Genomic DNA, 16,429 nt, shown 5'->3' on the forward strand with positions numbered 1-16,429 from the left:
CAGGCCCCGATACGCCTTCGCGCTGCCCTCGCACAGCAACCCACCTAAACACACGCTTCGGCGCACAACGTGAAACGCCCCTCGGTAGAAAAGCTGGTACTGGCGCGCATGGAAGAGCGTGGCCGTGGCAGCGTGCTCACCCCCAAGGATTTCTGCGACCTGGGTGGGCGCAGCGCGGTGGCCGTGGCCTTGCACCGGCTGGTGAAGAAGGAGGTGGTGCGCAACATCGGCAACGGCTTGTACTTCTTCCCGGAGCTGGGCGGGATGTTCGGGGAGTCGATAGCGGGTACCTACGAGATCGTCGCCGCCATTGCCAAGCGCGATGGGATCACGATACGCGAGACACATGCTTACGCGTCCAACATCACGGGCATAAGCACCCAGGTGCCTACGCGTGTTGCCTTTCAAACCGATGGTCGTTCCCGAAAGATCCGTTTGAAGCCCATGATACCGGGCGGACGTGCGAATGAGATCATTCTCCGACGCACCAGTTCGCGCTACATGCGGGCGCGCACCGAGGTGGGCTACTTGGTGATCCAGGGCCTGCGTGACTACGGTCGAAAGAACATCGGTAAGGAGGAATATGCCGAGCTGCTCAGACGGCTGCCCCCTCACGGAAAAGAGGATCTGAAAAAGGACCTGGACATCGCCCCGGTCTGGATCGCGGACATCATGCGTCGATTGATCGCTGAAGCACCATGAGCGCGCATCCATTCCTCCATTTACCGGAAGCACGGCAACGTTCATTGCTTATTCGTGCCAACAATCTACTCCCCCTCGCGATATCCAGTATCGAGAAGGATGTCTACGTCTGCCTCTTTCTGGAGAAAGTGATGGCACTTCCTGGCATCGGCGAGCATCTCACGTTCAAAGGCGGCACGTCACTCTCCAAGGCGCACAAGATCACGGACCGTTTCTCCGAGGATGTGGATCTGGTAGTTGATCGCCATGTGCTTGGTCTCGCGGAAGATGGCATCCCCGGCGGACATCATTCTCCGAGGCAACAGAAGGAGCGCGCAAAGAAGATCGCGAAAGCCTGTCGAACATGGGCTGCAAATACACTCATTCCCGCCTTACGCACTTCCCTCGCAACTGAACTGCGCAATGGCTCATGGAGCCTCGACCTGAACGCCGACAGCGATAACCATGAGACAGTGCTCTCATTCGGCTATCCCAAGCTTTTCGTACCGGACGGCGAGTACATCCTGGACCATGTGAAGGTGGACCTCGTGGCGAAGGCCGATGCTTGGCCAAGCACAACGATACCTGTGTGCGCTTACGTACATGAGCTCTTCACGGAAGAGTTCGGCGATGGTTCATTCCCAGTCCGCACACTGGAAGCTGAACGCACGTTGATCGAAAAAGCACTGTTGCTTCACGAAGTTCTGGTCCAGCGTCCGGATGGTCCACGTCGTCGATTGGCGCGGCACTACTTCGACCTGTACTTCCTCCATCGCGCCGGTGCAACAACAAAAGCCATCGCCCGAGCTGACCTGTATCCTGCTGTCGTTCAACAGCGCAGCATCTACTACCGCTATCCCGGAGTGGACTACGATGCGCTATTGACAGAAGGCTTCAGCATCATTCCGCAAGGCGCGGCACGTGCTGCTTGGCATAGCGACTACGACGGCATGCAGAGCGATATGTTCTATGGAAACGTGCCAGCCTTCGACGACATCATGACCGCCATGGAACAGTTCCAAGCAACGTTCCGCGAGCATCTTCAACAAACGACATCAGCGCCGAGCAGTCGGCAACACGAACACCCATGAACGCATACATAATCTCCGGTTTCCGTTCCGCCGTAGGCAAAGCGCCCCGCGGCAAATTCCGTTTCACGCGTCCGGATGACCTGGCCGCGCACGTGGTGAACCACCTGGTGGGCTCGGTGCCCGGGCTGGAGCGCGACCGCATCGACGATGTGATCGTGGGCAACGCCACGCCCGAGGCCGAGCAGGGCCTGAACATCGGCCGCATGATCAGCCTGATGGGCCTGAACACCGACAAGGTGCCGGGCATGACGGTGAACCGCTACTGCAGCAGCGGCAGCGAGACCATCGCCATTGCCGCGGCCAAGATCCACAGCGGGCAGGCCGACGTGATCGTGGCGGGCGGCGTGGAGTGCATGAGCCCGATCCCCTTCGGCGGCTGGCGCATCGTGCCGAACGCCAAGGTGGGCAAGGCGCAGCCCACGTACTACTGGGGCATGGGCCTCACCGCCGAGGCCGTGGCGCGCGACTTCAAGGTGAGCCGGGAGGACCAGGACGCCTTCAGCCTGCGCAGCCACGAGAAGGCGCTGGCCGCGATCAGCTCCGGCAAGTTCAAAGACGAGATCGTGCCCTACACCGTGGAGCGCGTGTACCTGGACGCGAAGGAGAAGCGCCAAGTGGAGCAATACGTGGTGGACACCGATGAAGGTCCGCGCGCGAGCACCCTGGAGGCGCTGGCTAAGCTGAAGCCCGTGTTCGACGCGAAGGGCAGCGTGACGGCAGGCAACGCCAGCCAGACGAGCGATGGCGCGGCCTTCGTGCTGGTAGTGAGCGAGCGCATGCTGAAGCAGCTCAATGTGAAGCCGATCGCGCGCCTGCTCTCCTACCATGTGGCCGGGGTGGAGCCGCGCATCATGGGCATCGGTCCGGTGGCGGCAGTGCCGAAGGCGCTGGAGAAGGCCGGGCTGAAGCTGAGCGACATCGGGCTGTTCGAGCTGAACGAGGCCTTCGCGAGCCAATCGCTGGCGGTGGTGCGCGAGCTGGGCATCGACCCGGAGATCGTGAACGTGAACGGCGGCGCGATCGCGCTGGGGCATCCGTTGGGGTGCACGGGCGCGAAGCTGAGCGTGCAGTTGTTCAATGAGATGCGGCGGCGGAAGCAGAAGTATGGGGTGGTGACGATGTGCGTGGGGACGGGGCAGGGGGCGGCGAGTGTGTTTGAGTTGTTGAATTGATGGAGCAGAAGCGGGATAGTGTTTGGGGCGTGCCCCCGCCTCAAATGCAGGCGGGGTCCGGCTTTCCGCTGTACTCCTCGCACGGATTACCGTGCTGCGGGGTGCCGCTCCAATCCGTCACGCGAATACCTATCCGGAACAACCCGGAGTTTACTGCAAATTAGCAGCAGCGTTCATCAATTTCGCCTGAAGCTTCGAGAAACGGCCAAGTTGTTCAGCGGTAAGATTGCTACCAGCGTTCTGCAACTTCGACTGAAGTTCTGTCGCGTTCTCCATCATCGCTGGATATTCAGCGATTGCTGAAGCATCACCGTTCTTGGCGGCTTTCGCAAGTTTGATGTAGTCATCAACGTACTGCTCATAGCTCGTCAGAATGTCGTCCCAATCTTCATCGCCCGTAAGAGCAATGTCACCACTCGACTCAGAATCGCCGGAAGATGTAATTGGACTTGTGTCCTGCTCTTCCATTGACGATGACAACTTCACCTTCTTGGCCTTACCCGGATTCTTTTCCAGTTCGGTATTTCCACTAAGTGAAAATTCCAACCATGCGGTCTCATTTGCTCCGAGTGAAAGAGCCTTCTCGAATGGCTCATAGCCATACTTCTCCAAGTTCGTAGCCAATGGCAAATCTCCTTCTCCCAACATATCAGCAGCGATGCACCACTGGTACTTCTTCCCAGCCCCAACGCCACATACCTGTGCATCATTGGCATCGAATGGCAGAGGCTCGTCCGTTCGCTTTATTTCCACTAGGAGCTTGGTGCCGAAGATCTCTTCACTAACCTTAAGCACTGCCTTTGTCACGATATAGCTCTCCGACAACGTTCCAGACATTGTTTGCTCGACTTCGAGCGGAAAGTCCCCGGCTTGCTTTTTATCGGGATCGGAACTTCCTCCACAGGAAACAGCAAGGGCGGAAACAAGAAGGGCGGCGGACGGCAGCAAGAACTTCATGGATGGATTGTTAACTGGTTCGCACGAAAATATGGGAAGTCGTTCACACAATCACTACAAGGGCACAGACGTAGCTTTGAGAAGCTTGCAAACCACCAGTGAATCACGGCAATCCATCCGTACGTCGTCCAAAGCGCGTTGACGAAGAAGCCATCACTCGTTGAGACCATGACCACCCTTTCACGTACCTGTCGCGCTCTGGCCTGCGCATCAATGATCGCTTGTCAAACGCCCTCGCCGAGTAGCAGCACATCACCCCACGAGATCCACACCGCCGACTACGACCTGATCATCCCCGCCGAGCAGAAAGCCCTGCTGATCCTCTTTCCCTGCTTCAGTTGCGCCGCGACGGATACACGAGCGGAGTCGCGCATCGCGGACACGGCCGCGGCGAACGGCATCGCGGTGCTGATGCTGAACTTCAACCGGCACATCCTGATGAGCGAGGCCGAGCAGCAGGAGGTGATCGGCACGATCGCGGGCGCGGTAGCGGCGCACGGCGTGGATGCGTCGAACACGGTCATCGGCGGCTTCTCCTCCGGCGGCAACGTGAGCGTGCTGCTGGCGAAGGCGCTGCTGCGATCGACCGATCCGCCGGTGCAGCTGAAAGGCGTGTTCGCCGTGGACAGTCCGCTGGACCTGGTGCACCTGTACGAATGCTCGCAGCGCGACCTGGCGAAGACCAGCTTCCCCGAATACAAGGACGAGGCGCGCTACCTGATCGCGTTCCTGGACAGCGCCCTCGGCTCGCCCACGGACAATCTGTCCAACTACGAACGCGCCGCTCCCCTGCTCAACTCGTCCGCGAGCGTGGCGCCGCTGAAGGACCAGCCCATCCGCTTCTACACCGAGCCGGATACGGCCTGGTGGCGCACCCACCGCGACGATGTCTACGAAGAGCTGAACGCCTTTGGGTTGAAGCGCATCCACGATACACTGGTAGCGGTGGGGAATACGCGGGCGGAGTACATCACCACCGAGGGGCGGGGCGTGCAGCATGGGAACAGGCATCCGCACGCGTGGTCGATCGTGGATGAGCAGGAGTTGGTGCGGTGGATCGAGGGGTTGGTGGAGTGAGGCGCTCCACCTTTCGCCTTCCTGTTGTATGTTGTGGAATGCCAAGCGACGAGGAACTCGTCAACGGCCAAGACCAATCCTTCGCTAAAGCTTCGGCTTGCAAATCATGAGCGCCCTGCTTCCTTCCTCCACCCTCTTTGAACAGCACCAGATCCGCAGACTCTACGATGAAGCCACAGAGAAGTGGTGGTTCTCGGTGATCGACATCGTCGGAGCCCTGATCGATCAGCCCGACTACCAAGCTGCGCGCAACTACTGGAAGGTGCTGAAGCACAGGCTGGCCCAAGAGGGAAGTCAACTGGTTACAGATTGTAACCGGTTGAAGTTGCCCGCTGATGATGGCAAGATGCGGGATACGGATGTGGCCAAAGCCGAAACGCTACTACGACTGGTCCAGTCGGTGCCCAGCCCGAAGGCCGAACCCATCAAACTCTGGCTGGCGAAGGTGGGGTACGAGCGCATGCAAGAAATGGCCGACCCGAGCTTGGGCCTTGACCGCGCCCGCGAGCTATGGCGCAAGCACGGCCGCAGCGAGAAGTGGATCCAGCAGCGGATGATGGGCCAGGAGACGCGCAACAAGCTGACGGACTATTGGAAAGAGCACGACATCAAGGAAGGTGAAGAGTTCGCGATCCTCACCAACATCATTCACCAGGAATGGAGTGGTGTGACGGTGAAGGACCACAAGGCGATCAAGGGCCTGAAGACCCAGAACCTCCGCGACCACATGACCGAAGCCGAACTGATCTTCACGGCGCTGGCGGAGATGAGCACCCGGCAGATCGCGGAGACCGAGCAGGCCAAGGGCATGCCGAAGAACAAGGTGGCGGCACGCAAAGGCGGCGGGATCGCGAAGAAGGCGCGGCTGGAGTTGGAGGAGAAGACCGGAAGGCCGGTGGTGTCGGGGAGCAATTTCTTGCCGCCGAAGAAGAAACAGGTCACAAAAGGCAAAAGGAAATGAAAGGAACCCGCACGGTCATTTGTCAAACCCTCGGAACGCTGCTCCTCCTCTCCTGCAACGGCCAACCCGCGAGCAAGGCACCGGTGCTGATCATGAACGATACGGTTAAGATCCCGACCGAATGGTTCCTGAAACTCGACTACCCAGAGCAACTGTGCCACTGGGTGCGCAACATGCACCAGGACAAGAGCGGCACGCTGTGGTTCGGCACCAACCACTACGGGCTGATCCGATACGCGAACGATACGCTGGAGTACCTCGCTGATAGTGCCGGCATCACCTCTGGTCGCATCAACGGGATCGTGGAAGGCGCGGACGGCATCCTGTGGGTCGCTACGGTTGGTGAAGGGCTGTTCAATTACGATCCCTCAGCTCGCCATTCCGCACGTCACGGCTTCAGTCAGTTGACCACGAAGGATGGCCTGTTGCACAACGACATCTGGAGCATGACCATGGGCCGCGATGGCGTGTTGTTGATCGGGACGATGAATGGCATATGCACGTTTGACGGTCGCACCTTCACAACGATCGATCTGCCAGCATCCACAGCGGTGGACTCCTTGGTCCAATTATCGCCCACCCGCATCACATGCATCCTGGAGGACAGCCATGGCAAGATCTGGTTCGGGCGAGATGGTGATGGGCTCTTCGTAATCGACCCGAAGGAGACCGGATCGCCCGGAACGTTCAAGCACTACACCGTTGAGGATGGCCTACCCGACAACAGCGTCTCCGGCCTGATGGAGGACAGCAAGGGTCGGTTGTGGATCGGTACCAACTTCAGTGGCGTGAGCCTCTTCGATCCTTCCGCCGTAACGGAGAAAGGGAACAACGCGTTCACCAACTTCACGAAGGACGGCGTGATCCAAGGGATCGAAGCGGGTGCGTTCCACGAAGACCGGTCTGGGCACATCTGGTTCGCCGCGGAGCACCAGGGTGTTTTCCGCTACGATGGGACGAGCTTCACTAACTACGGCCCCAAGGACGGCTTGAGCTCAGGCGGGATCCTATCCATCATGGAAGACCGGGAAGGTCGTTTCTGGTTCGGTGGTTTCGGTGGGCTCTTCCGGTTCGACCGGAAGACCGAGCGGTTCACGCCGGTTGGGAAGCAGGGACCGTGGAACTAGGACGAGGGATCATGAACAACGCACGAACACCCAGCTCCTTGAAGTCGGCGACCAAAGTTCGATCCGCCAATGCGAATTCGCGCAAGCGGGAAGGAGCGCACATGCACATACCGTTCGCCCTCGCACAAGGCTCTTCGCAGCAGGACCACTTCAGTTACCTGCACTTCACTTCGGGTACCGAACAGCGGGAGACTTTCCCAAGCACGCTCGAATTGCGCGGGCTTCAAACCAGCCGCGATGGTGAGGTACGGGTGCTCGGTCTCGCGGATGGCATCACGCAAGGCCTCGTTGGCCATCAGCGCCGCAACGATAGGTGTACGCACCTTGGCGATGGCGTCCTTCTGTACCGGGTCGATGTAGATGGTGCGCTTGTCGGGGAAGCGGGTGATGCCGTCGTAGTGCAAGGTAAAGCTGCGCTTACCCTTCGAGCCGAGGGCGATGGCTTGGATGATGGCAGATCCGTGCTCGGCTGGCAGATCGAGGAAGCACAGCGTGATGTGCGGCGGCGTGTTGCGCCCGCTGAAGGAACCGACGCGCTCGTGCAACACGGTGCGCCGGCGGTCCACTTTGGCTGCAAGCGCCAGGGATGGAAGGATGGTGAGGAGATAGCGGTGTTTCATCATTCCAAAGTTCCATAACGAGTGTGGTCCCGGCCCGCATTGCCGACCTGAAAGCGCTACGGCACAGCTCAGGCTTCCACCATCCTTGTGCGGGATCCATGGGCGTGCAATGCTTCCTTTGATCCGGCGGCGATCAGGTCCCTCGCGCTACTTTGTCCGACCGATCCCAAGCCCACGGACCGGCGGATAACCCAGCGCTCTATGGATGCCTATGACGTACTGACCTTCCTCAGCGGGCTGATCATCTTCAGCTACCTCTTCGATCTCTTCGCGAAGCGGACGCGCGTACCCTCGGTACTGCTGTTGTTGGCAACAGGCATGGGACTACGGGCGGTGGCGGATTACTGGGGCTTTCAAGCGTTCGATGTGAACCGCATTCTGCCGGCACTGGGCAACGTGGGCCTGATCCTCATCGTGTTCGAAGGTGCGTTGGACCTGACCTATACACCGTCCAAACGGCCCCTGATCCGCAAGGCGTTCCTGTCCTCGTTGTTCCTTCTGCTCTTGACGACGGCCGGGATCGCGTACCTCCTGTTCTTGCTCACAGCGGCCCCATTGACAGCCTGCGTGGCCAATGCAGTACCCCTGAGCGTGGTGAGTTCCGCGGTGGCCATTCCATCAGCGCGTGGCTTGCCCGAGCACGAACGCGAGTTCGTGGTGTACGAGTCCTCCTTCTCGGACATCCTGGGCATCATCCTGTTCAACTTTTTGGTCTCCAACGAAACGTTCGGTGCCGTGGCCTTCGGTCATTTGGGCCTCGAAATAGTCGGTGTGCTTGCGTTGAGCGCTGTATTCTCCATCGCCCTGCTCTGGTTGCTCGGCCGCATCACGCACCACGTCAAGTTCTTCCTGATCCTCGCCATCCTCATCCTGGTGTACGCGGTCGGCAAACAATTCCATCTGTCGTCGTTGGTAGTGATCCTCGCCTTCGGCATGTTCCTCTCCAACGCGGACCAAATGCCGTTCGACTGGTTCCGGCAACGCTTCCTTTACCCTGGCTTCCACAAGGACCTGGAACAATTCCATTCCCTCTCCAACGAGAGCGCCTTCCTGATCCGCACCTTCTTCTTCGTGTTGTTCGGCTTCAGCGTGGTGGCCGGTGCGTTGATCGACACCCAGGCAGCTATGCTTTGCGGGGTGTTGTTATTGGCGATCTATCTCATCCGTCCGCTCTTCATCCGGCTAGCGGTGGGCATGCGCTCCGCAGCGGTGATGTTCATCACCCCGCGCGGGCTCATCAGCATCCTGTTGTTCTTCTCGCTACCGGCCTCATTGCGCATACCCGAGGTGGATACCCCGCTGCTTTTCATGGTGGTGCTGGCCACATGCTTGATCATGGCCATCGGGTTGATCGCCAGCGGAACGAGCCTCCCGCTCGTGGAGAACGGGAACGGGAACGATCAAGCGAAGTAAGAGGCCGACGCGCTGTTCTCACCGCAACTGGAAGCTCCGCACCAGCCCGTACCGCTCGCCGGGCAGCAGCACCCGCTTGAGCAGCACGACCTCGGTCACGTGCTCCGCGCTGGTGTACGTGTGCGGCGCGAGCAGGTCCCAGGCCGCATCGAACTGGTGGGGTTTCTGTCCGGCTGCGAGGGTCAGGTGCGGGTGATCGGTCTCGCGAACGGCCGCGTGCAAGCGGGGATCGGCGGTGAGGGCCGCAACGATGGGCGTGCGCACCACGGCGATGGCCTCCTTCTCCACCGGGTCGATGTAGGTGGTGCGCTTGTCGGGGAAATGGGTAATGCCGTGGTAGTGTAGGGTGAAGCCCGGTTGACCGGTCACACCTCTGGAGATGGCATCAATGATGGCGGGCTCATGCGCGGCGGGCAGGTCCAGGAAGCAGAGGGTGATGTGCGGTGGGTTGTGGCGGCCGTTGAAGGAGCCGATGCGGGCGTGGAGCGCGGTGCGCAGGCGCTCCACCTCGGCGGCCAGGGCCGGGGCGGGCAGGATGGCGAGGAGGAAGCGGTGGAGCGCCATGAGCGGTCAAACTTCACCATGACCGCTTGGAAATTTATTATGCGTGCATAACTTTAACCCGAAGCAACCGTAGAACATCAGGGGCATTTCGATCATCTGATCGTCCGATCCCTGATCAACTGATCGACACCCATGAGCACCGATACGAAAAAAGCCCTGCAGGGCGGCGAGTTCCTGATCCGCGATAGCGAGCCCAAGGACATCTTCATCCCGGAGGAGTTCAACGAAGAACAGGGCATGATCGCCCAGACGGCCACGGATTTCCTGGCCGCCGAGGTGTGGCCGCACCTGGATCGCATCGACAGCATGGAGGAAGGGCTGATGCCCAAGATCCTGGAGAAGGCCGGCGAGCTGGGCCTGCTGGGCATCTCGATCCCCGAGGACTACGGCGGCTTCGGCAAGGACTTCGTGACCGGCATGCTGGTGACGGAGAAGACCGGCGCGGGGCACAGCTACAGCGTGGCGATGGCGGCGCACACGGGCATCGGCACACTGCCCCTGCTCTACTACGGCAACGCCGAGCAGAAGGCGAAGTACGTGCCCAAGCTGGCCACCGGCGAGTGGAAAGCGTGCTATTGCCTGACCGAGCCCGGCAGCGGCAGCGACGCGAACAGCGGCAAGACCAAGGCCGTGCTGAGCCCCGACGGCAAGCACTACTTGATCAACGGCCAGAAGATGTGGATCACGAACGGCGGCTTCGCCGATGTGTTCACGGTCTTCGCGAAGATCGATGACGATGAGAACCTCAGCGCATTCATCGTGGAGAAGGACTTCGGCGGCATCACGCTGAACCCCGAGGAGAAGAAGATGGGCATCAAGGGCAGCAGCACGCGCCAGGTGTTCTTCAACGACTGCAAGGTGCCGGTGGAGAACATGCTGAGCGAGCGGCAGAACGGCTTCAAGATCGCGGTGAACATCCTGAACATCGGCCGCATCAAATTGGCCGGTGCGGCACTGGGCGGTGCGAAGGCCGTGGTGGACCAGAGCGTGAAGTACGCCAACGAGCGCATCCAGTTCGGCAAACCGATCAGCGCGTTCGGTGCGATCCGCCAAAAGCTCGCCGATCAAGCGACCTATTGCTACGTGGTGGAGAGCGCCACCTACCGCTGCAGTCAGGACATGGAGAACGCCATCGAGGCCCTGGAGGCCGGCGGCGCGGACCACGCCAAGGCGCTGCTGAAGGGCGTGGAGCAATACGCGGCCGAAGCCGCCATTCTGAAGGTGGCCGGCAGCGAATGCCTCGACTATGTGTGCGACGAGGGCGTGCAGATCTATGGTGGCATGGGCTACAGCGCCGAGAGCCCCGTGGAGCGCGCCTACCGCGACAGCCGCATCAACCGGATCTTCGAGGGCACCAATGAGATCAACCGCATGCTCACGGTGGACATGCTGCTGAAGCGTGCGATGAAAGGCCAGCTCGACCTGATGGGTCCCGCGCAGAACGTGGCCGCAGAGCTGATGGGCATCCCCGACATGCCGGAGCCGGAGGAGTCACTGCTCGCCGATGAGAAACGCATGGTGGCCAACTTCAAGAAGGCCGTGCTATTGGCCGCCGGTGGCGCCGCGCAGAAGCTGGGCATGGACCTCGCGAAGCACCAGGAGACCTTGATGCACATCGCCGACATGGTGATCGATACCTACCTGGCCGAGAGCGTGCTACTAAGGACGATGAAGCTCGCCGACCTGAAGGGTGCGGCGAACGTGCAAGAGCAGATCGCGATGTGCCAGCTCTACATCCATGACGCCGCCGACCGCATCCACAAGTGGGCCAAAGAGGCGGTATGCAACTTCGCTGAAGGTGATGAGCAACGTGCCATGCTGATGGGAGCGAAGCGCTTCGCGAAGAACACACCGATCAATACGGCGGAACTACGCAAGGCGATCGCGAAGAAGTTGATCGCCGAGGGGAAGTACTGCTACTGAAAGCCGGCGCACAGGCCCACGTCACTGACCGGTCGAATGACCAGCGTCAGCTTTTCCGTGCCATCTTCACGGCAGCTTCACGCCCATGGACGCAACGTTGTTCTACAAGGAGCTTGGCCGCTTGCTGTACGCCATCGCCGCCGCCGACGGGAAGGTGACCCGCAAGGAAGTGGACACCGTGAAGTGGGTGGTGAAGGACATGCTGGTGCCCGTGGAAGCCGGCACTGACCACCACGGCACGGACCAGGCTTTCATCACGGAGTTCGAGTTCGATACGCTCCTGGAACGGACGGCCAGTTCCGAAGAGGCGTATGCCTCCTTTACGGCCTACATGGACCTGCACCGGCACCACCTGCCGAAGGAGCGCCGCGAGCTGATCTACAACTGTGCGGAGTCAGTGGCCCACGCGATGCATGGCGTCAATTCGAAGGAATTGCCGCTGCTCATCGACCTGCACCTGCTGCTGGGCTGAGCTGTCCGGTCATCGCGACCAGGTCATCCATGCTGGTGTCCTCGTCAAGGGAAAGGCACGGCACCGCCACAACGCCATCGGTCTTGCGCAGGTGCTTGCCTTCCACCATCGCCACGTTGCCGGCATCGTCGGACAGGATCAACCAATCCATGCGGCCCGGCGCTACGCCGAGGCTCTGTTCCTCGCCACCGTTGCCCCAGATGGTCACCACCGCATTGCGCCCGCTGCTGATGGCATAGGCCGATGTCCATTTGAACGGCTGGCCCTTCTCGTCCTCGAACCGCGCGATCATCTGTTGCACACGGTCGTAGCTGATGAGCCGGTCGATGTTGCACAAGCCGAAGCCGCTTGCCCAAAGCGATTGCTGTAGGCCCTGGTTGCCCCGCTTCATCATACCGGCCATCATGCGCGCGTGTTCCCGCACGGCGTGGGCATGGAAGTCCGGGCGTTCGATGTCGGCTTCGGTGGCGGTCATAATGGGTTTCGCGCTGCTGTACGCGTACTGGCGGTGCTGCTGGTCTTCAGTGCGGATCTGTTTCGCGCGTATGGCCATGCGGTCATCAAACTGCCGTTCGCGGAGAGCGAGGGCTTTGTCGTATTCCCCCAGACAAGCGCTAAGACCACCGGCATCCTTCAGGCTGGCTTCGGCCAGTTCGGCATCCACGGGCAGATCGATCCACTGCCCGCGGTCCTTCAGGCGGATGGTGAGCTGGCCGGTCTTGTCGTCGTGCACCAAACGCACGTCCTGGTAGTAGTGCCTGCGCGAGAACTGCTTGCTCAATTCCTTGCGGGTGAGCGGTCCATCGTAGGCCCAGTGCATCTTCTTGGGAAAGGCGCGCCATTCCTTATGCTCGATCGCGGAGCTGTGCCAGCGCAGGCGGAAGCCTTGCTTCATGTGGTACGTCTGCCGCCCAGGAAGAAGCTCGATGGAGATGGCCACCCGGCTCCAACCCGGAGGAACGATATTGCCCTTGCGGCGGGCGTACGGCTTGGTGCCCGGCGTGCATGCAGTCGTCCCGCAGTAGTTCTCCTGTTCGGTGCGCTCAGCGAAACGCGACGTGTCCCGATCCCGATCGCGCCAGCGGTAGTTGTATCGGTCCATGTAGCGCGCCACGGCCGCTGATGTCCCGGCAGTGGTCGTGCTGTCCACGGCGAACGGCCCATTGTCCACCCAACCACCGGTGCTTTCATCGATGGTCCAGGTCTTGAAGTCCGGTGCGACTTCCACCGCGGGCGGGAGGTCGTATTCGATGCGCTCGCCCTGTGCCAACTGCAAGGTGCGGCCGCCCTGCGTGGCCAGCAGCTCCACCATGTAGGCGCTTTCCATGTGCTCCACCCCGCTCGCGGTGCGCACGTGCATGGGGATACCGCTGGCCACGGTCTGCCAGGGATCGGTGAAGGCGCGGAACGCAAGGTCCACCTGGCCTTGCACGGGCTTGCCGTCCGCATCGACGATGGCACCCGCATTGATGCGCGCGGTCACACCCTCGGCCGTGGTCCAGCAGACCGGCTGCGAGGCATCCACCGCCGTGCGCTGGAACCGCACGGCAGCACCCGGGATCAGTGGTTGGTACAACGAGGTGCTCTTTTCCAGGGCATCACCACCAAAACCCACCCACTCCACTTCCACGCGGCGGTTCACCAGAACGTCGTCGCTTTCGGATGCCTGCAGCAGCGGCGCCTGCTCGCCCTGCCAGGCAAGCTCGAAGACAACACCCGGCGCGCATGCCTGCAACGCTGCACGCACGGCCTCGGTGCGTCGCTGGCTCAAGTCGATGTTGTATTCCTTGCTGCCCCGCGCATCGGTGTGGCCCATCAAGACCACGCGTTCGGGCGCATCGGTGGCAATGCGGGCGCAGAGATCATTGATCAGCGCTCCTGCCTCGGCATCGATGTGCCAAGAGGCCGTCGCGAAGTTGATGGTAGCACGGCCGGAGCTGCCGGTAGCTGAGCCTTGCGCGGCGGCGGCAACGGCCAGCGCACAGACTGCGGAGAATGTGATGGTGCGGAACATGGCTTGGGGCTGTTGGTGGCGTTGGGGCTATAGAACTCCACGGCCCTAGCGATCCGTATGCCGGGCATTCAGGTCGGTGGCCGAACAGTTCCATGCCTTGAATGCCGACCCCTGGAAAAGGTGACCCGCACCAACGCGCATCTTCGCGCCGATGCACCCGCGCGAGATCCGCATTGCCGAATACACCTACCAGCTACCGGAGGAACGGATCGCACAAGCACCCCTTCCCGACCGCGATGCCAGCAAACTGCTCGTGCTGCGCGAAGGCCGCATCACTGATCGGCTCTTCCGGGACCTGTCCGACGAACTGCCCCCAGGCGCTCTGTTGGTGCTGAACGAAACCAAGGTGGTGCATGCGCGACTGGTCTTCCACAGGCCCACCGGTGCGCGCATCGAAGTGCTCTGCTTGTCGCCCCGCGACGGCATTCCTGTGGAAAGCGCGCTCGCCCAGAAAAGCATCAGCGAATGGCAATGCTTCATCGGCAACGCGAAACGGTGGAAGGAAGGCGAAGTGCTGCGACTCCAAGCGAACGGGATCGAACTCAGTGCGGAACGCGTGGATCAGGAAGTGGTCCGGTTCCATTGGAGCGGCACCATCACGTTCGCTGAAGTGTTGCTGAAGGTGGGGCACGTACCCCTTCCACCCTACATGAAACGCGCCGATGAGCCCGACGATCGCGAGCGGTACAACACCGTTTTCGCCCGGAACGAAGGATCCGTGGCAGCGCCGACCGCAAGCCTGCACTTCACACCGGAAGTTCTTGGTTCGTTGCAGAGGAAGTACATCGGCTTAGCCCGCTTGACCCTTCACGTAGGCGCCGGGACCTTCCTGCCGGTGAAGAGCGAACGCATGGACGGCCATGCTATGCACGCCGAAGAGGTACGGATCCCGCTTGGGGCCTTGGAGCAAGTGCGTGCGCAGATGGGCAAAGCTCCCATCGTGGTGGTGGGCACCACAGCGTTGCGCACATTGGAGAGCGTGTACTGGCACGGTGTGGAACTGATGAACGGTAAGCGAACGGATGCGATGGACGTGCCGCAGTGGGCACCCTACACAGATGAAGCGTACCTACCAACGGCGTCGGAAGCGCTCGATGCCGTCATAGCGCAGCTGAAGGCGAACGGTGGCTCAACGCTCACCGGCCGTACGCAGATCCTCATCGCACCGGGTTACCACTTCCGCTTCGCCGATGCGCTCGTCACCAACTTCCACCAACCGCAGAGCACATTGATCCTTTTGGTCGCGGCCTTCGTGGGAGAGCAGTGGCGCACGGTGTACACGCACGCCATGGCCCATGGCTACAGGTTCCTGAGCTACGGCGATGGATCACTCCTGTGGAGGAACCGCGGTTGATCACGACAACGTCTCCTCCGCGTTGCGTGCGATCACCTTGCTGAGCCGGTCCATGGGCAGGTCGTTCGTGTCCTCGCCGAACGGATCCTCGATCTCCTCCGCGATGAGTTCAAGGCTGCCGAGCACGTAGAAGATGAACATCACCACCGGTACGGCGATCCATCCGAGCGAGAAGACATAGCCCAATGGCAGTGTGAGCACGTAGAGCACGATGAACTTCTTGATGAAACTGGTGTAGCTCCAAGGGATAGGTGTGTTCTTGATGCGCTCGCAGGCACCGCAGATATCGAGGAACGCGTTCATGTCCGTGAGCAAGGCCAATTGCTGCATGTCGCTGATCTTTTTCTCGGCCACCAACCGTTGTACCCGGCGCTGCATAAGGCTCACCACTTGCGTGGGCACGTGCTTGCTGCGATCGAAGTCGGGGATCTCGGGATGCGGCGCCGAATCGAGCTCGAGCCTGGTTTTCTCCTGCAACAGGTGCGTGCGCAGTTCACCGGCGAACATGCCAATGCACTTGGCGAAGAAAGAACGTGTGCCATGGTCCACAGGGTCAACGAGCGCATCGAGCTTCACGGCCAGGTTCCGGCTCACGTTCACCAAACTGCCCCACAGCTTGCGCCCCTCCCACCAACGATCGTAGGCCGTATTCGTGCGGAACACCAGCAGTAGACCGATGACCACGCCCAACAAGCTGTGCATGGTGGGCAGGTTCTTCACCCGGCTGTCGTCGCCGAGCTTCAGCCACACCAGGTCGACATAGGCCACCGCCGCGCTGAACAGGCCGACACCGACCACGAACGGCAGCATCTTCCTGAACGTGTCGGCTTTGTGGAACTGGATGACGGGCTTGAGCCAGTTGCGGGTATCGTAAGCGCGCATGGTGCACAGGCAGGTTGGGGCCGCGCAAAGATGCCGCTCCGGAAGTCGCGGAAAACAGCCCCGGCTCTCCACAGGACGACGTTGGCTACACGGGGAACACCGTTGGGCAGGCCGCTCCGGC

General features: G+C 60.9%; 15 protein-coding genes. 10 read left to right on the top strand and 5 right to left on the bottom strand.

Annotated elements, in window-relative coordinates; translation table 11 throughout:
• Window positions 1-69 precede the first annotated feature (69 nt).
• Genes IPJ76_01960 through IPJ76_01970 form a run of 3 tightly spaced genes read left to right on the top strand, consistent with a single transcriptional unit; the run spans window position 70 to window position 2,944 of the window.
• A complete protein-coding gene (locus IPJ76_01960) occupies window positions 70-702 on the top strand; it encodes a hypothetical protein (GenBank protein QQR87015.1) in 633 nt (210 codons plus the stop codon).
• Entirely contained in the window at window positions 699-1,772 is a 1,074-nt protein-coding gene (locus IPJ76_01965) for a nucleotidyl transferase AbiEii/AbiGii toxin family protein (protein QQR87016.1), read from the top strand. The genes IPJ76_01960 and IPJ76_01965 overlap by 4 nt, the downstream gene beginning before the upstream one ends.
• The gene (locus IPJ76_01970) at window positions 1,769-2,944 is read left to right on the top strand and encodes an acetyl-CoA C-acyltransferase (GenBank protein QQR87017.1); all 1,176 of its coding nucleotides are present in this window, start codon (window positions 1,769-1,771) and stop codon (window positions 2,942-2,944) included. The genes IPJ76_01965 and IPJ76_01970 overlap by 4 nt, the downstream gene beginning before the upstream one ends.
• A 150-nt stretch (window positions 2,945-3,094) precedes the next feature.
• Here IPJ76_01970 and IPJ76_01975 read toward each other — a convergent pair whose 3' ends face one another.
• Window positions 3,095-3,901, bottom strand: a complete 807-nt coding sequence (locus IPJ76_01975; protein QQR87018.1) for a hypothetical protein — start codon at window positions 3,899-3,901, stop codon at window positions 3,095-3,097.
• Window positions 3,902-4,069: 168 nt separating this feature from the next.
• Here IPJ76_01975 and IPJ76_01980 point away from each other — a divergent pair, with 168 nt between their 5' ends.
• The 3 genes from IPJ76_01980 to IPJ76_01990 all read left to right on the top strand — a co-directional run bounded on the left by IPJ76_01980 (window position 4,070) and on the right by IPJ76_01990 (window position 7,066).
• Entirely contained in the window at window positions 4,070-4,978 is a 909-nt protein-coding gene (locus IPJ76_01980; protein QQR87019.1) for a hypothetical protein, read from the top strand.
• A gap of 106 nt (window positions 4,979-5,084) precedes the next feature.
• Window positions 5,085-5,939 (top strand): hypothetical protein, encoded by an 855-nt coding sequence (locus IPJ76_01985; protein QQR87020.1) that lies wholly within the window; start codon window positions 5,085-5,087, stop codon window positions 5,937-5,939.
• Window positions 5,936-7,066, top strand: a complete 1,131-nt coding sequence (locus IPJ76_01990) for a hypothetical protein (GenBank protein ID QQR87021.1) — start codon at window positions 5,936-5,938, stop codon at window positions 7,064-7,066. Before IPJ76_01985 ends, IPJ76_01990 begins: the two co-directional genes overlap by 4 nt.
• Here the strand turns inward: IPJ76_01990 and IPJ76_01995 are convergent.
• Window positions 7,063-7,689, bottom strand: coding sequence for a 2'-5' RNA ligase family protein (locus IPJ76_01995; protein QQR87022.1), 627 nt, complete (start codon window positions 7,687-7,689; stop codon window positions 7,063-7,065). The two genes, IPJ76_01990 and IPJ76_01995, sit on opposite strands and share 4 nt — an antisense overlap.
• A gap of 198 nt (window positions 7,690-7,887) precedes the next feature.
• On the opposite strand from IPJ76_01995, the gene IPJ76_02000 reads away from it, so the two are divergent.
• The gene (locus tag IPJ76_02000) at window positions 7,888-9,099 is read left to right on the top strand and encodes a cation:proton antiporter (GenBank protein ID QQR87023.1); all 1,212 of its coding nucleotides are present in this window, start codon (window positions 7,888-7,890) and stop codon (window positions 9,097-9,099) included.
• An 18-nt stretch (window positions 9,100-9,117) separates the two neighbouring features.
• On the opposite strand, the gene IPJ76_02005 is transcribed toward IPJ76_02000, so the two are convergent.
• Window positions 9,118-9,663 carry a 2'-5' RNA ligase family protein gene (locus tag IPJ76_02005; GenBank protein ID QQR87024.1) on the bottom strand — a complete coding sequence of 182 codons (546 nt, stop codon included), beginning with the start codon at window positions 9,661-9,663 and terminating at the stop codon, window positions 9,118-9,120.
• 132 nt (window positions 9,664-9,795) lie between these two features.
• Here IPJ76_02005 and IPJ76_02010 point away from each other — a divergent pair, with 132 nt between their 5' ends.
• Together IPJ76_02010 and IPJ76_02015 are read left to right on the top strand one after the other, a co-directional pair.
• Complete coding sequence (locus tag IPJ76_02010; GenBank protein QQR87025.1) at window positions 9,796-11,586, top strand: acyl-CoA dehydrogenase family protein; 1,791 nt, start codon at window positions 9,796-9,798, stop codon at window positions 11,584-11,586.
• Between the two features lie 85 nt (window positions 11,587-11,671).
• On the top strand, window positions 11,672-12,058 hold the full coding sequence (locus tag IPJ76_02015; protein QQR87026.1) for a hypothetical protein: 387 nt from the start codon (window positions 11,672-11,674) through the stop codon (window positions 12,056-12,058).
• Here the strand turns inward: IPJ76_02015 and IPJ76_02020 are convergent.
• Window positions 12,030-14,072: an OmpA family protein gene (locus tag IPJ76_02020; protein QQR87027.1), complete on the bottom strand. Its 2,043-nt coding sequence runs from the start codon at window positions 14,070-14,072 to the stop codon at window positions 12,030-12,032. The genes IPJ76_02015 and IPJ76_02020 overlap by 29 nt on opposite strands.
• Before the next feature lie 151 nt (window positions 14,073-14,223).
• On the opposite strand from IPJ76_02020, the gene IPJ76_02025 reads away from it, so the two are divergent.
• The gene (locus tag IPJ76_02025; protein ID QQR87028.1) at window positions 14,224-15,426 is read left to right on the top strand and encodes an S-adenosylmethionine:tRNA ribosyltransferase-isomerase; all 1,203 of its coding nucleotides are present in this window, start codon (window positions 14,224-14,226) and stop codon (window positions 15,424-15,426) included.
• Here IPJ76_02025 and IPJ76_02030 read toward each other — a convergent pair whose 3' ends face one another.
• Window positions 15,427-16,308, bottom strand: coding sequence for a hypothetical protein (locus IPJ76_02030; GenBank protein QQR87029.1), 882 nt, complete (start codon window positions 16,306-16,308; stop codon window positions 15,427-15,429).
• Window positions 16,309-16,429 lie beyond the last annotated feature (121 nt).

The sequence above is a fragment of the Flavobacteriales bacterium genome, from assembly GCA_016699575.1.
In the GTDB taxonomy this organism is placed as follows: Bacteria; Bacteroidota; Bacteroidia; order Flavobacteriales_F; family PHOS-HE28; genus PHOS-HE28.

What these genes read in the sequence shown, in the direction of transcription:
- IPJ76_01965 (QQR87016.1), top strand. Translation starts at nt 699, where the DNA reads ATGAGCGCGCATCCATTCCTCCATTTACCGGAAGCACGGCAACGTTCA.
- IPJ76_01970 (QQR87017.1), top strand. Translation starts at nt 1,769, where the DNA reads ATGAACGCATACATAATCTCCGGTTTCCGTTCCGCCGTAGGCAAAGCG.
- IPJ76_01975 (QQR87018.1), bottom strand. Translation starts at nt 3,901, where the DNA reads ATGAAGTTCTTGCTGCCGTCCGCCGCCCTTCTTGTTTCCGCCCTTGCT.
- IPJ76_01980 (QQR87019.1), top strand. Translation starts at nt 4,070, where the DNA reads ATGACCACCCTTTCACGTACCTGTCGCGCTCTGGCCTGCGCATCAATG.
- IPJ76_01985 (QQR87020.1), top strand. Translation starts at nt 5,085, where the DNA reads ATGAGCGCCCTGCTTCCTTCCTCCACCCTCTTTGAACAGCACCAGATC.
- IPJ76_01990 (QQR87021.1), top strand. Translation starts at nt 5,936, where the DNA reads ATGAAAGGAACCCGCACGGTCATTTGTCAAACCCTCGGAACGCTGCTC.
- IPJ76_01995 (QQR87022.1), bottom strand. Translation starts at nt 7,689, where the DNA reads ATGATGAAACACCGCTATCTCCTCACCATCCTTCCATCCCTGGCGCTT.
- IPJ76_02000 (QQR87023.1), top strand. Translation starts at nt 7,888, where the DNA reads ATGGATGCCTATGACGTACTGACCTTCCTCAGCGGGCTGATCATCTTC.
- IPJ76_02005 (QQR87024.1), bottom strand. Translation starts at nt 9,663, where the DNA reads ATGGCGCTCCACCGCTTCCTCCTCGCCATCCTGCCCGCCCCGGCCCTG.
- IPJ76_02010 (QQR87025.1), top strand. Translation starts at nt 9,796, where the DNA reads ATGAGCACCGATACGAAAAAAGCCCTGCAGGGCGGCGAGTTCCTGATC.
- IPJ76_02015 (QQR87026.1), top strand. Translation starts at nt 11,672, where the DNA reads ATGGACGCAACGTTGTTCTACAAGGAGCTTGGCCGCTTGCTGTACGCC.
- IPJ76_02020 (QQR87027.1), bottom strand. Translation starts at nt 14,072, where the DNA reads ATGTTCCGCACCATCACATTCTCCGCAGTCTGTGCGCTGGCCGTTGCC.
- IPJ76_02025 (QQR87028.1), top strand. Translation starts at nt 14,224, where the DNA reads ATGCACCCGCGCGAGATCCGCATTGCCGAATACACCTACCAGCTACCG.
- IPJ76_02030 (QQR87029.1), bottom strand. Translation starts at nt 16,308, where the DNA reads ATGCGCGCTTACGATACCCGCAACTGGCTCAAGCCCGTCATCCAGTTC.